General features: G+C 72.0%; 13 protein-coding genes and 1 pseudogene. 10 read left to right on the top strand and 4 right to left on the bottom strand.

Annotated elements, in window-relative coordinates:
• The first annotated feature begins 153 nt into the window (after positions 1-153).
• From ACIBCM_RS30700 to ACIBCM_RS30675, 6 genes are all read left to right on the top strand, one after another.
• A complete protein-coding gene (locus ACIBCM_RS30700; RefSeq protein ID WP_399248918.1) occupies positions 154-957 on the top strand; it encodes an IclR family transcriptional regulator in 804 nt (267 codons plus the stop codon).
• Between the two features lie 235 nt (positions 958-1192).
• Positions 1193-1585 carry a YybH family protein gene (locus ACIBCM_RS30695; RefSeq protein ID WP_399248915.1) on the top strand — a complete coding sequence of 131 codons (393 nt, stop codon included), beginning with the start codon at positions 1193-1195 and terminating at the stop codon, positions 1583-1585.
• A gap of 1 nt (position 1586) precedes the next feature.
• The gene (locus tag ACIBCM_RS30690) at positions 1587-3086 is read left to right on the top strand and encodes an aldehyde dehydrogenase family protein (RefSeq protein WP_399248913.1); all 1500 of its coding nucleotides are present in this window, start codon (positions 1587-1589) and stop codon (positions 3084-3086) included.
• A gap of 60 nt (positions 3087-3146) precedes the next feature.
• Positions 3147-4364 (top strand): acyl-CoA dehydrogenase family protein, encoded by a 1218-nt coding sequence (locus ACIBCM_RS30685; RefSeq protein WP_399248911.1) that lies wholly within the window; start codon positions 3147-3149, stop codon positions 4362-4364.
• Positions 4361-4870 (top strand): flavin reductase family protein, encoded by a 510-nt coding sequence (locus tag ACIBCM_RS30680; RefSeq protein WP_399248909.1) that lies wholly within the window; start codon positions 4361-4363, stop codon positions 4868-4870. Before ACIBCM_RS30685 ends, ACIBCM_RS30680 begins: the two co-directional genes overlap by 4 nt.
• 442 nt (positions 4871-5312) lie before the next feature.
• The gene (locus ACIBCM_RS30675) at positions 5313-6362 is read left to right on the top strand and encodes a LuxR C-terminal-related transcriptional regulator (RefSeq protein ID WP_399248906.1); all 1050 of its coding nucleotides are present in this window, start codon (positions 5313-5315) and stop codon (positions 6360-6362) included.
• 54 nt (positions 6363-6416) lie between these two features.
• Here the strand turns inward: ACIBCM_RS30675 and ACIBCM_RS30670 are convergent.
• A pseudogene (locus tag ACIBCM_RS30670) lies at positions 6417-6688 on the bottom strand (alkene reductase); the annotation flags it as partial.
• Between the two features lie 23 nt (positions 6689-6711).
• Here ACIBCM_RS30670 and ACIBCM_RS30665 point away from each other — a divergent pair.
• From ACIBCM_RS30665 to ACIBCM_RS30655, 3 genes are all read left to right on the top strand, one after another.
• Positions 6712-7632, top strand: a complete 921-nt coding sequence (locus ACIBCM_RS30665) for a phenylacetate--CoA ligase family protein (RefSeq protein WP_399248904.1) — start codon at positions 6712-6714, stop codon at positions 7630-7632.
• Positions 7633-7936: 304 nt separating this feature from the next.
• The gene (locus ACIBCM_RS30660) at positions 7937-8458 is read left to right on the top strand and encodes a peptidoglycan-binding protein (protein WP_399248902.1); all 522 of its coding nucleotides are present in this window, start codon (positions 7937-7939) and stop codon (positions 8456-8458) included.
• 302 nt (positions 8459-8760) lie between these two features.
• Complete coding sequence (locus ACIBCM_RS30655) at positions 8761-9543, top strand: DUF899 family protein (RefSeq protein WP_399248900.1); 783 nt, start codon at positions 8761-8763, stop codon at positions 9541-9543.
• A gap of 122 nt (positions 9544-9665) precedes the next feature.
• Here ACIBCM_RS30655 and ACIBCM_RS30650 read toward each other — a convergent pair whose 3' ends face one another.
• Both ACIBCM_RS30650 and ACIBCM_RS30645 read right to left on the bottom strand, forming a co-directional pair.
• Positions 9666-10328 carry a response regulator gene (locus ACIBCM_RS30650; protein ID WP_399248898.1) on the bottom strand — a complete coding sequence of 221 codons (663 nt, stop codon included), beginning with the start codon at positions 10326-10328 and terminating at the stop codon, positions 9666-9668.
• Positions 10325-11452 carry a histidine kinase gene (locus ACIBCM_RS30645; RefSeq protein WP_399248896.1) on the bottom strand — a complete coding sequence of 376 codons (1128 nt, stop codon included), beginning with the start codon at positions 11450-11452 and terminating at the stop codon, positions 10325-10327. The genes ACIBCM_RS30650 and ACIBCM_RS30645 overlap by 4 nt, the downstream gene beginning before the upstream one ends.
• Before the next feature lie 218 nt (positions 11453-11670).
• Between ACIBCM_RS30645 and ACIBCM_RS30640 the strand changes: the two genes are divergently transcribed.
• On the top strand, positions 11671-12054 hold the full coding sequence (locus tag ACIBCM_RS30640; protein WP_399248894.1) for a DUF6223 family protein: 384 nt from the start codon (positions 11671-11673) through the stop codon (positions 12052-12054).
• Between the two features lie 93 nt (positions 12055-12147).
• Here the strand turns inward: ACIBCM_RS30640 and ACIBCM_RS30635 are convergent, their stop codons facing one another.
• On the bottom strand, positions 12148-12804 hold the full coding sequence (locus ACIBCM_RS30635) for a class I SAM-dependent methyltransferase (RefSeq protein ID WP_399248892.1): 657 nt from the start codon (positions 12802-12804) through the stop codon (positions 12148-12150).
• Positions 12805-12806: the final 2 nt, after the last annotated feature.

Below are 12806 nucleotides of genomic sequence, written 5' to 3'. Positions count from 1 at the left end.
CGCGCTGCCCGGCTGCCATGTTGACCCCGCCGGTCCGTACAGCCCGGCCGCGCGACGGTTACCCGCTCCGGCCCCGGCCGCCGGAATCCGTACGGTCCGGTCAGCGGAACCGGTCCCTTGACCGGACTCGGTCCGCTGACCGACCCTTCGGAAATGTCCGGAATCACTGAACACGGCTCGGAGAGCGCCGGCCCGGGTGCGCACGGCGACGCGGGCGCGAAGAGTGTGCTCGGAAAGGTCCAGCTCATCCTGGAGTCGTTCGGGCACGACGACGAACACCTCAGCCTCACCGAGATCACCCGCCGTTCGGGCATGGCGAAGGCGTCCGTCCACCGCCTCGCCCAGGAGCTGCTCCGCTGGGGTGTGCTGGAGCGCCACGGCTCCGGCTACCGGCTCGGGATGCGGCTGTTCGAGATCGGTCAGCGCGTACCCCGGCAGCGCATTCTCCGCGAGGCCGCGCGGCCGTACATGGAGGACCTCTACCAGAGCACCAACGAGACCGTCCATCTCGCGGTGCTCGACGGCCGTGAGGTGCTGTACCTGGAGAAGGTGTCCGGGCACGGCCAGGTCGCGAAGCCCTCGCGGATCGCCGGGCGGCTTCCCCTGCACTGCACCGCCACCGGCAAGGTGCTGCTCGCGTTCGGCCCGCGCTCCCTCGTCGACGAGGTCGTCGCCGCTCCGCTGGAGCGTCTCACTCCGCGCACCGTCGGCACACCCGGCCTGCTCCTCCAGGAGCTGGCGCGGACCCGGGAGACCGGCTGCGCCGTGGAGTACGAGCAGACCCGGGTCGGCTACCTCAGCGTCGCCGTCCCGCTCGTCGGTGCCACGGGGGCCACCATGGGCGCGCTGTCGGTGACCGCGCCCGTGTTCCGGGCGGAGGTGCGCAAGTACACCGGACTGCTGGAGATGGCGGGGCGGCGGATCAGCAGGACGATCGCCGCCATGAGCGGCGGCTGACCGTCCGGCCCGCCCTCCGCCGCGTTTGCTCCGGCACGCCCTCCGCCACGTCCCGCTCCGGTCCACTCTGCTCCGTCATGCCCCCGGACCTGCGCCGGGTCCTTTCGGCCCGTACGGCGTGAGCCGTATCCCCTCGCCGGGGGATGCCGCCGGAACCCCGTTCCGGAGGGATACGACCGCCCGTGCCCCGCTCCTACGGTGTGAGCAATTCAGGCCACACACCGCAGGAGTCACGATGGGTTCACACAACAGCGTCACCGAGCTCAACGAACTGTTCGTCGAGGCGATGAACGCGGGCGACCTCGATCTCGCCGTGTCCTGCTGGGACGAGGACACCGTCTTCCAGACCGCTCCGGGGACGGAGCCCGTCCGGGGGCTGCCGGCTCTGCGGAACGCGCTCCAGCAGTTCATCGACACCAAGCCCCGGCTGACGGTGCGGGAGCTGCACCGGGTCGAGGCGGGGGACATCACCCTGGTCGCCCTGGAGTGGCAGCTGACGGGGACCGGACCCGACGGGGAGCCGATGGAGATGGGCGCCGTGGACAGCAATGTGTTCGTCCGCAAGGCCGACGGCACGTGGCGCATACGCATCGACAACCCGTTCCACTCCCAGCACCTCGGCCTCTGACATGGCCGCCACCGCACCCACCACCGAGCGGCTCACCCTGACCGAGCCGCAGCCGCTGCTCATCGGCGGCCGGGAAGTCGCGGCCGGTCCGACGTTCCCCGCCGTCGACCCCAGCACCGGCCGTGTCTGGGCGCATATCGCCGCGGGCACGACCGATGACGTGGACCGGGCCGTCGAGGCCGCCGCGAACGCGTTCACCACCTGGCGGGACTCCTCGCCGGACATCCGGCAGGCCCTGCTGTGGGCGGTCGCCGAACGGCTCACCGAGGACGCGCACAACTGGCCGGCCCTCCTCGCGACCGAGAACGGACGGGCCGTGCGCGAAGGCGGTCTGATCGATGTGCCGACCGCCGCGGAGATCTTCCGCTTCTTCTCGGGCATCGTCCGGGACCTGCACGGGCGGACCGTGTCCTGCGGCCCGAACGCCCATGTCGTCGCCACACCCCGGCCGGTCGGTGTCGTCGCCGCGATCGTCCCCTGGAACTCGCCGCTGATCTCGGTGGCCCACAAGCTGGCCCCGGCCCTGGCCGCGGGCAACACCGTGGTCGTGAAGCCCTCGGAACTCGCCTCCGTCAGCACGGTCCGGTTCATCCGCCTCGTCCAGGACCTGCTGCCGCCCGGTGTCGTCAATGTGGTCACCGGCTTCGGCAACGACGTCGGCCGGGCCCTGGTGACGCACCCGGGCGTGGCCAAGGTGAGCTTCACCGGGGGTACGGAGACCGGGCGGCGCATCCTCGGCGACGTCTCGGACCGGCTGGTGCCCGCCCTGATGGAGCTGGGCGGCAAGGGGTCGATGGTGGTGTGCCCGGACGCCGATCCGGACACCGTCACCGAGGATGTGCTCACCGGCATCTTCGCGGCCAACGGGGAGGTGTGCTTCGCCTCCTCCCGGCTTCTGGTGCACCGCGACCTGTACGGCGACATGCTGGAACGGATCAGCGCCCGCGCCGGCGCGATCACCGTGGGAGACGCCCTCGACCCGGCCACCCAACTGGGTCCGCTGGTGACGGCCCGCCACCGTGACGCGGTCGCCGCGCTGGTCCGGACCGCCGTGTCCGAGGGGGCCGAACTCCGCGCGGGCGGCGTTGTCCCCGAGATGTCCGGCGAACTGGCCGGCGGCAGCTACTACCGGCCCACCGTCCTGGCGTCGCCCGGCGGTACGACGAGCGCATCCCGCACCGAGTTCTTCGGACCCGTCCTCACCGTCGAGGCGTGGACCGACGAGGACGAGGTCGTCGAGCGGGCCAACGACGTCGCGTTCGGACTGGCCAACGGGGTGTGGAGCGCGGATCTCGCCCGGGCGTACCGGCTCGCCGACCGGCTCGACTCGGGGATGGTCTGGATCAACACCTGGTTCGCGACCCCGCTCGGCCAGCCGCAGGGTGGTGTCAAGGCCAGCGGCTTCGGCCGCGAGGGCGCCGCCGCCACCCTCCTGGAGTACACCGCGACCAAGGTCGTACACACCAGCCTCGACACCACCCGCCCCCCGATGTGGACCTGACACACCCCTCGATCCGGATCCGGGAACCCCACGGACCGACAACCAGGGAGAGAAGACACCATGCACTTCGGACTCGACGAACAAAGCCGGGAACTGGCCGAACTGGGCGCTCGCCTCGCCGCCGAGTTCGCCCCCCGCGCCCGCGAACACGACCGCGACCGCACCACCGCGACCGAGAACCTCGCGCTCCTGCGGGACTCCGGGCTCTACGGCGTCGCGATCCCGCGCGAACTCGGCGGCCTCGGGGCGCGGACCACCCAGTGGCTCGCCACCGTCGAAGCGCTCGCCCAGGGCGACGCCTCCACGGCCCTCGGCTTCAATATGCACTACGTGGCCACCCGGATCATCTCCACCCTCGACGCCGTACCGGCCGAGGCGAGGAAACGGGTCGCCGATCTGGTGGTGGGGGACGGCGCCCTGATCTGCGCGCCGCTCTCCGAGCCGTCCGCGTCGAGCCTGCTGCCCGCCACCTATGTGCCGACTCTCTCGGCCCGCCGGGTCACCGGAGGGCTGGAGATCAGCGGCACCAAGATGTTCGCGTCGCTGTGGGAGGCGAGCGACTACGCCTTTATGTTCGCCCACCCCGAGTGGTCGGACGACCCGGCCCATGTGGTCGGCTTCCTGATGCCGACACGCCAGGACGATTCCGGCGCGGTCACCGTCACCGACGACTGGGACACGCTGGGAATGCGCGCCACCCGCAGCAACCAGGTCCGGATCGCGGGGGCGTTCGTGCCCGACGAACTGGTCCTGTGCGAGTTCGACGACTTCCTGGGCAACTGGATCGTGGCCCAGGCGCATATCTCCTGGGGCGGGTACACCGGCTGTTATCTGGGCGTCGCCGAGGCCATGGCGCGCTGGCTCCAGGACGCCCTCGGGAAGCGGACGGCCAAGGGCTTCGCCCAGCCGATGGGATACCACCCGACCGTCAGCAGCTCCATGGGGCACATCGCCGCCCAGATCGAGGCCGCGCGGCTGATGATGTACCACGCCGCGTGGGAGGCCGACGAGAACAGCGGGCCCAGCCTGCCGACCTGTGCCGCGTTCCTGCGGGCGAAGCTGATGCTGGGCACGGCGATCCACACCGTCTCCACGCTCGGCACCACCGCGGGCGGACTCAGCTCGCTCATGCGGGAACGGGGGTACGAGCTGATGCTCCGCGACGCCATGACCGGCCCCATCATGCCGCCGAACTCCCTGGCGTGCGCGGAGATGGCGGGGCTGATCTCGATGGGGCTCGACCCGGGCCGGGCACCGGCCCTGCGTACGGCGTCATGACCCGCACCGCCCCTCCCGACCCGTATCTGGAGCCGCCGCCCTTGCTCGACTCCGACGCGTTCCGCTCGGCCTGCGCGCAGTTCCCCACCGGCGTCGTGGTCGTCACCACGGCCGACGGCGGAAAGCTGTACGGCAGCACCGTCAACGCCTTCACCTCGCTCACCCTGGAACCGCCTCAGGTACTGGTCTGCCTGGCGGCCACCTCCCGGACCCGGTCCGCGATCGAACGCTCGGGAGTGTTCGCCGTGAACGTGCTCGCCGCCGGTCAGGCCTCCACGGCCCGGCTGTTCGCCTCGAAGGACCCGGACAAGTTCGCGCGGACGGATCACCGGACCGGGTCACTCGGAGCACCACTGCTCAGCGGGACGGTGGCGCGGTTCGAGTGCCGTCTCGCGGGGACACAGCGCAACAACTCCCACTGGATGCTGATCGGGCAGGTGGCGGCACTGGCCACCGACCCGGGCCGGGACGCCCTGCTCTTCGTCCGCGGCCGACTGACCGGCTGACGGCCCCGCGCACACCGGAGCGCCCACCGCCGGCCGGTCCCGTATCCGGGGCGGGCCGGCGGTGTCGTCGTCATGGCGCTGTCGGCCCGGCGGGCCGGGCCTCCGGAAGCCGGTGCGTGCGGCCGCGGGGGCCACCCTCGTACGGGACCGGCCCGCGAACGGGGCGGGCCGGGGGCGATACGGGGGTCGTACGGGCGTGGTACGGGGTACGCGGCGCGGCCGCGTGCCCCGTCGGTGGCCGGGACGGGCGGGGTCATGGCGATCACATGGCACCGCCCCCTCGTGCCCGGCCCCGGGCGGGCGGTCCGTTCAGCAGACCCCGGTGGTTGACGCCCCCGGCCGCCGTCGTGGAAGGTGGGATCCTCGCTCCTTTGGACCCCCGCCACCGCGCGGGCCCGCCGCTGCGGGCGGAGCCGGAGCGGAATCCAGAGCGGAGGACGCCATGGACAAGGCCCTCACGGAACCGGTCCGGTCACTGCCTCCCGTGCTCGTCGCCGAGCTGGTCACCTCGCCCTCCGTCGAGCGGCTGCTGGACCGCTTCCTCGACGAGGCACCGGCCCGGCTCGGCTCCTTTGCCGCCGGCGTCTATCTCCACGACCACACGACCGGGCGACCCATCGCCTCCGAGGTCCGGGGCCTGGGCAACTACTACGTACGCAGCTACGAACGCTTCGGCCGCGACCAGGATCCGATCGTCCAGAACGCCCTGCGCGACCGCAAGGTCTACGACAGCGACTCGCTGATGCCCCGGGAGGAGTGGCTGAAGCTCCCGGTCGTGCACGAGGTGTTCGCTCCGCACGCCATGGCACGGGTGCTCTGCGCCCCCCTGGTCGTCGGCGGCGAGATCGCCGGAACCCTGAACCTCGCCCGGCGGGACGAACAGCCGGAGTTCACCGAGGAGGACCGCGAGGCGGCTCATGTGGCGGCCACGGTGCTGGGCATCGCCGTGTCCGCGATCCGCGGCAGCGCCTCGGCCGAGCGCGAGCGCACCTCGCTGACGGAGGCGCTGGACCGGTGCGGTACCCCGGTGGTGCTGACCGATCTGGGGCTGGCCCGCCGCCGATTCAACGCACCCGCGCTCACCCTGCTGGAACGGCTCGGGGACGCCCGCCCGGAGTTCGAGAGGCTGCTCGACTGCGACGACGGGGTGGCGGTCTGCTCCTGGAACCCCGGCCAGGGCCCCGGGGCGGGGCCGCAGCTCACGGTCACCTCGCAGCGGCTGCCGAGCCAGCCGGATGTGATCGTGTCGGTGATCGCCGAGCGGAGCGGATCCTCACACACCGTCAGCCCCGCCCAACTGGCGCTGCTCACCCCGCGCGAGGTCGAGATCGCCACCCGCGCGCTCGCCGGTCACCGGGACAGCGAGATCGCGGCCGACCTGGTCATCAGCGCACACACGGTCAAGCACCACTTCAAATCGATCTACACCAAACTCGGTGTCCACACACGTGCGGAGCTGCTCGGCCGGCTGCTGTACCGCCAGGGCGGCTGACTGAAGCCGGCCGGCCGCAGTCGGCGGCCGGCCCGCTTCAGGCTCGTCAGGGCGTCAGGGCAGCGGCGGGTAGTCGGTGTAGCCCCGGTCGCCGCCCCCGTAGAACGTGCCCCGGTCGGGGGACTGGAAAGGGCCCCCTGCGGCAAGGCGGCGGGGCAGGTCGGGGTTGGAAACAGGGCGCCGAAGGCCAGGACGTCCGTGGTGCCGTCGTCGATCAGGGGGAGATCCTCCGGTCCCGTGGGCCGGTCGGCGGGGGTCGACGGATTGAGGACCAGGACGCCCGGGAAGCGCTTGCGGACATCGAGCGTGAGGTCCCGTCCGGCCGGGGGCTCCACCAGGTGGACTGTCGATGTACCTCGCGGGGGTTCCCCTCGTCCGCGCGCTGGAGACCGCCGGGATGCGCACCGTCGCCGTCGGCGCCGAATCCGGAACGGTCAAGCTGCTGCGCCTGATCGGCATCATGCGCCCCCGCGTTCTCGCCTGCACCCCCAGCTACGCCGAGCATCTGATCGAACGGGCCCCCGAGGTCCTCGGCCGTCCCGCCGCGGATCTCGGCGTCGAGATCCTGCTCTGCGCCGGTGAACCGGGAGCCGGACTGCCCGCCGTACGGCGCAAGCTCTCCGAGGGCTGGGGCGGGGCCCGCGTCCACGACATCCTCGGCGGAGTCCACGGGGTCATCAATGTCTCCTGCGACGCGGACGAGTACCAGGGCATGCATGTCCTCGGCGCCGACCACGCCGTGACGACCCAGCTCATCGACCCCGCCACCAAGGAACGGGTCCGCGTCACCGACGGAGCGGTCGGCGAACGGGTGAAGACCGCGCTGCGCTGGCAGGCGGCCCCGCCGTTCCGCTACTCGGTCGGCGACATGTACCAGGTCTTCACCGGCCCCTGCGCCTGCGGCCGCAGCGGCGAGCGCATCAAGGTGATCGGCCGGGTCGACGACCTGCTCATCGTCAAGGGGGTCAAGGTCTACCCCGGCGCGGTCAAGGACGTGGCGGCGTCCTTCGTCCCCGACCTCTCCGGCGAACTGCGCATCGTCCTCGACCAGCCGCCGCCGCGGGTCGTTCCCCCGCTGCGCGTCACCGTCGAGGCGGGCCCCGGCACCGAGCCGTCCCGGTACGAGGACCTCGCGGCCGGTTTCGCGGCGGCCATGCACCAGCGACTGAGTATCCGGCCGCAGGTCACGGTCGTGGCCGCGGGCACCCTGCCCCGTGCCTCGCACAAGACCCAGCTGCTGGAGGTGACGGGCCCGCCGGCCGGAGCCTGAGGCGCTCGGCCGAAGGGCCGGGGGACCGCGACGGGCCGGGTGCGGCCCGCGCGGGCAACCGGCCGGGGCGGTGGATCGGCCGGGGCCGTGGACCGGCCGGTGGGTGAGGAGCCGGGGACGGCCGCGGGCACCCACCCCCGAGGCGCCGTACACGGTCCACCGGTTCCGCCCGGAGGAAGCGGGGAACCCGGGAATTCCACCGGAGGCGCCATCGGCCCTGACGGAATGTCACCGGAATCCATGTCCTGTTCTCGGCAGGAAGTTGTGGAAGGGGAAACAACGAACGGGACTCCACCCTCGCGATATGCGCACCTCGATCCGCGGTGACATGCTGGGAGAAGGGGTGAACCACAGCGCCGCATGGAGGATGGAGATGCTGCCGTATCACACCCTCCCTGGAGGAATACCAGGAATCGAGCAACCAGGTCCCAACAGCATCGTTGAGCTGCTGCAACGCGTACTTCGTCGAGAAGGGGCCTATGGAGGACCCGTCAATGGCGGGTTTACACCGGAGACCGCCACCGCCGTCAAGAACTTCCAAGCCGCGCACGGCCTTCCCACTGATGGAGTCGTCGGTCCGGACACGTGGGACGCGCTCCCGGCGGAGGATCTCCAGGGGGTACCCGTGATCAGTGAGGGGGACACGGGTGGAGCCGTGGCCCTGCTCCAGCGGTGCCTGCGACGGCAGGGGTTCGATCCCGGACCCGTCAACGGGGTTTTCGGTCCTGAGACGACCACGGCGCTGAGGCAGTATCAGGAGACAGGGGCGCCGGAAATCGTCGTCGACGGTATCTGCGGGTTCCAGATCTGGCCTCTCATGGGCTGACACCGGCCAGGGGGAATCCCTGTCGCGGGGCCGGGCGGGTCCCTGCGTCACTTCCTTCGCGCGGAGGGCCCGTGGTTTGTGTACGCGGCCGGGTGACGACGCCCGGCTGCCCGGGCGCGCTCCGGAACTCGGACCGGTTCCGGCGAACCGGCGGGACGGACAACTCCGGGAATATCCGGCCACTTGCGTTCGGCAATCCGCCGAGGGGAACCGATGAGTTCCTCTCCGGTCGCGAGTCTGTTCCGGAGACCGTCGCAGTACGCCGGACCGGCCGTCCGGCACAACACACCCCGGAGGACACCATGCCGACCACGCCGGACGAACCGACCACCGCGCCGCCCGGCCGGCCGCCCGTGGTCGATATGGCCACCTGGCAGGCCGCCCGTGACGAACTGCTGGTCCGCGAGAAGGCCCACACCCATGAGGGCGACGCCCTCGCCGCGGCCCGCCGCCGGCTGCCGATGGTGGAGTTCGACGGGACGGTCGAGGTCGTCGGAGCCGACGGCCCGGTCCCCTTCCTGGATCTGTTCCAGGGCCGCGACGAGCTCATGGTCTACAAGCACATGTGGCACGACGGCGCGCCGCACCAGGGTCAGTGCGAGGGCTGCACCACCACGGCCTGGCACCTCAGGGACGCCGTCTATCTCAACGCCCGCGGAGTCTCGTTCGCCATCCTGACCACAGGCCGTTGGGACGAGGTGGCCCCCTATGTCGAGTTCATGGGCTACACCCAGCCCTGGTACTCGGTGCGGGATGTGGCGGCGCCGGTCGGCCGCAGCATGGGTTCCCTCACCGGCTTTCTGCGTGACGGCGACCGCGCGTTCCTGACCTACTCCACGACGGGCCGTGGGAACGAGCCGGTCAACGCGTCCTTCGGCCTGCTCGACATGACGCCCTACGGCCGCGGCGAGACGTGGGAGGACAACCCCGAGGGCCGGCCCGAGGGGCGCGGCCCGTGCTGGTACTGGCGCTCGGACGCGGACGGGAACGCCACCTGGGGCCCGACCAGCCGCCCCGTGCCGCAGTGGACCCGCCCCGGCGCGACCCCCGTGAAGACCCTCGGCCGGCACGGCCACCACCACTGACACACCGTCGGCGACCGCACCGGCGCCGGGCGGCGGGCGGTACTCGGGACGGTGTGAGGTCCCGCCCGCGCCGCTCGGCGAGCCCCGGCCGGGCGGCGCGGGGTGCCCGGACCGTTCGCACATCAGGAGTGACGAGGGGTCACCAGCCCGGACTCGTAGGCGAGGACGACGAGTTGCGCGCGATCACGGGCGCGGAGCTTGGTCATGGCCCGGTTGACATGGGTCTTCGCGGTCATCGGGCTGATCACCATCCGTTGGGCGATCTCGTCGTTGGACAGACCCCGCGCGACCAGGACGACGGCCTCGCGTTCGCGGTTGGTCAGCTCCTCCAGCCGTGTGCCGGCACCCGTGTCGGGCGGCTGGGTGACATACCGGTTGATGAGCTTGCGGGTGATCGAGGGCGCGAGCAGCGCGTCACCGCGGGCTGCGACGCGTACCGCGTGCAGGAAGTCCTCCGGCACGATGTCCTTGACGAGGAAACCCGCGGCGCCGGCGCGCAGTGCCTCGAAGACGTACTCGTCCAGGCCGTAGTTGGTCAGGATGACGACGTGCACCCGGGACAGGGCCGGGTCCGCGGCGATGCGCCGGGTCGCCTCGATGCCGTCGACGACCGGCATCCGGACGTCGATGAGGGCGATGTCGGGCAGGTGCTCCCCGGCGAGGGCCAGAGCCTCCTGGCCGTCGGCGGCCTCGGCCACCACCTCGATGTCGTCCTCGAGGTCGAGGAGCGCGCGGAATCCGCTGCGGATGAGCGGCTGGTCGTCGACCAGCAGGACACGGATCACGGGGCCCGGTCCACGGGGAGTTCGGCCTGGACGGTGAAGCCGCCCCCGCCGCGCGGCTCCGCGCTCAGCCGGCCACCGAGGGCGGTGACGCGTTCGCGCATACCGAGCAGCCCGACACCGGGTGCCGGTGCGGCGCCGGGCGCGGCCCTGCCGTCGTCGTCGACCCGTATGGTCAGGGCGTCGGGACGGCAGTCGATACGGACCGACGCCGTCGCGGCGTCCGCGTGACGGGCGATGTTGGTGAGCGACTCCTGAACGATCCGGTAGACGGTCCGGCCCACCGCGGCCGGGACGTCCTGACCCCGTCCCTCGATCGTCAGACTCGCGTCCAGACCGGTCAGCCGGGTCCGTGCCACCAGTTCCGGGACGTCGTCGAGCCCGTGCGGCGGGGTCAGCTCGTCGTCACGCAGCGCCTGAAGCGTCGCACGCAGTTCCCGGGTCGCCTCACGCCCCGCCTCCTGGATCGCCAGCAGGGCCTCGGGCACCTGTTCGCCGCGCTTACGGGCCACATGGACGGCGACTTCGGACTGCACCTTGATGATCGAGATCTGATGGGTGAGCGAGTCGTGCAGCTCCCGCGCGATATGCAGCCGCTCCTCGTCGGCACGGTGCCGTGCCGTCTCCTCCCGGGTGCGCTCGGCCTCGTCCGCCCGCCGCTCGGCCTGACGCAGCGCTTCACCCGCGGCGCCGGCGGCGATCAGCCAGGCCATTTCGAGAGCGCCCCGGGCCTGGGCGAACGCCTCGCCCGTGTCGTGTGTGCCCGACGCCAGAGCGGCGAGGGGAAGGGCTGCCAGCATGGTCACGCTCGCCGTCACGGTCAGCGCGCGGTGGCCTTCCCGTACGGCCGCGTACACCGCGAACAGAAACGCGACGGCCGGCACATCGAAACCGGCCGACTGATAACCCCAGGCGCTCAGCCCGGTGGCGGCCAGCACGGGAACGGGCGCGCGGCGGCGCGCGGAGAGCGTCAGACCTCCGGCCACCAGCAGCGCGTAGCCGAGGAGATCGAGGTTGGTGGTGGAGTGCCGTCCGGAGAGCCCCGTGACCAGCAGGGCCGCGGCCACGCCGACGGCGATGGCCCAGTCTCCGACACCGGTCCGGACACCGAACCGTCCTGTACTCATGCGCGCACCCTAACCGGATCGGGAGGGGGGCCGAGTCCTGCTCCCGGACGAGCCGGTGACTACCGCGCACGCGGTACGTCCGCGGCCGCTGCGGTGTCCGCGGTAGCCGGGTGCGGCCGCGGCGGCAGTGCGAACTGCCCGCGTATGCCGGACGACGGGGGGCGGGTCCGGCCGACAGGATCGGACTCCGTCAGTCGCAGGAGCAGAAGGAGCACCTCATGTCAGTCCGACGTGTGCTTGCCGCACCGGTCGCCGCTCACCTCGCGGTCCAGCCCGCCGCAGCCGGTGTCGCCGACATGAGCGCAGGGCGAATCGGTGCCCTCGTTGCCACCTCGGTGGGGCTGATCGGCGTTGTCGTCGGCGGAATGGCTCTGGCGCGTCCCGCCGGTCGCTTCGGCACCGGCTCCGGACGGCTGGGGACCACCGTGGCCCTGACGGCGGGTGTGATCGCCATCGGCCTCGGGGGACTGGTCGTGGCCACCTCCGACAGCGGCATCGGCACCGGCAACGGGCGCGGCGGTGCCTTTGTGGCCCTGCTGGTCGGGCTGATCGGGCTGGTCCTCGGCGGTACGGCTCTCGCCCGCTCCCGCCGCGGGGGCTGATCCCGAACCCCGCGTCGACGGCGGCCGTCCGGCAGGCGGCGGAGCCGTTCTCCGCCGACGCCGTCGGGGACAGCACACTACTCCGGCGGCCCCTCAGGTCCCGGGACCGGCCGGTGGTTCCGCGACGCCGACGTAGTGTGTTCCCAGGGTCCGCAGGCGGACCGACCACCCCAGGGCCGTCAGGTCCTCCGTGAGTGTCCGGGCGTCGTGGAACACCTTGACGACGCGGTACCGGCTGCCGTCGCCGAGCCGGCGCAGCACCGCGGGGGCGGGCTGATCCGCGAGGATCTCCTCGTCCGCGGCAGCGGTGGGGCCGTCGTCGATGAAGATCGCTCTGCCGCCCCGCGAAAGCGCGCCGGCGACGCTGTTCCAGAAGCCGGGCAGCCGTGCCGGTGGAACATGGGAGAGCCAGAAGGCGAAGAACACGGTGTCGTACCGCCGTGGCGGCCGCCACGTGAACAGGTCCGCCTGGATGAACCGCACGCTCGGGGACGCGGTACGCGCACGGGCCAGGGCCAGCACCTCGGCCGACGCGTCGACGGCCGTCACGGAACGCGCCCCGGCGGCCAGCAGCGGGGTCCACTGGCCCGTACCGCAGGCCAGTTCCAGTACGTCCCCGGCGATCGGGAGCTCATCGACGAGGGTCAGCAGCTCCCGCAGATGCCCGCGCTCCGCGTAGGGCCGGTCGTACTCGGCCGCGCCGGCCCTGTAGTAGGCCTGCTGCTCCGTCAGGAGGGGGTCGTCATCCAATG

The sequence above is a fragment of the Streptomyces sp. NPDC051018 genome, from assembly GCF_044456085.1.
Classification (GTDB): domain Bacteria; phylum Actinomycetota; class Actinomycetes; order Streptomycetales; family Streptomycetaceae; genus Streptomyces.
This window is presented reverse-complemented; position numbering and strand designations above follow the sequence as displayed.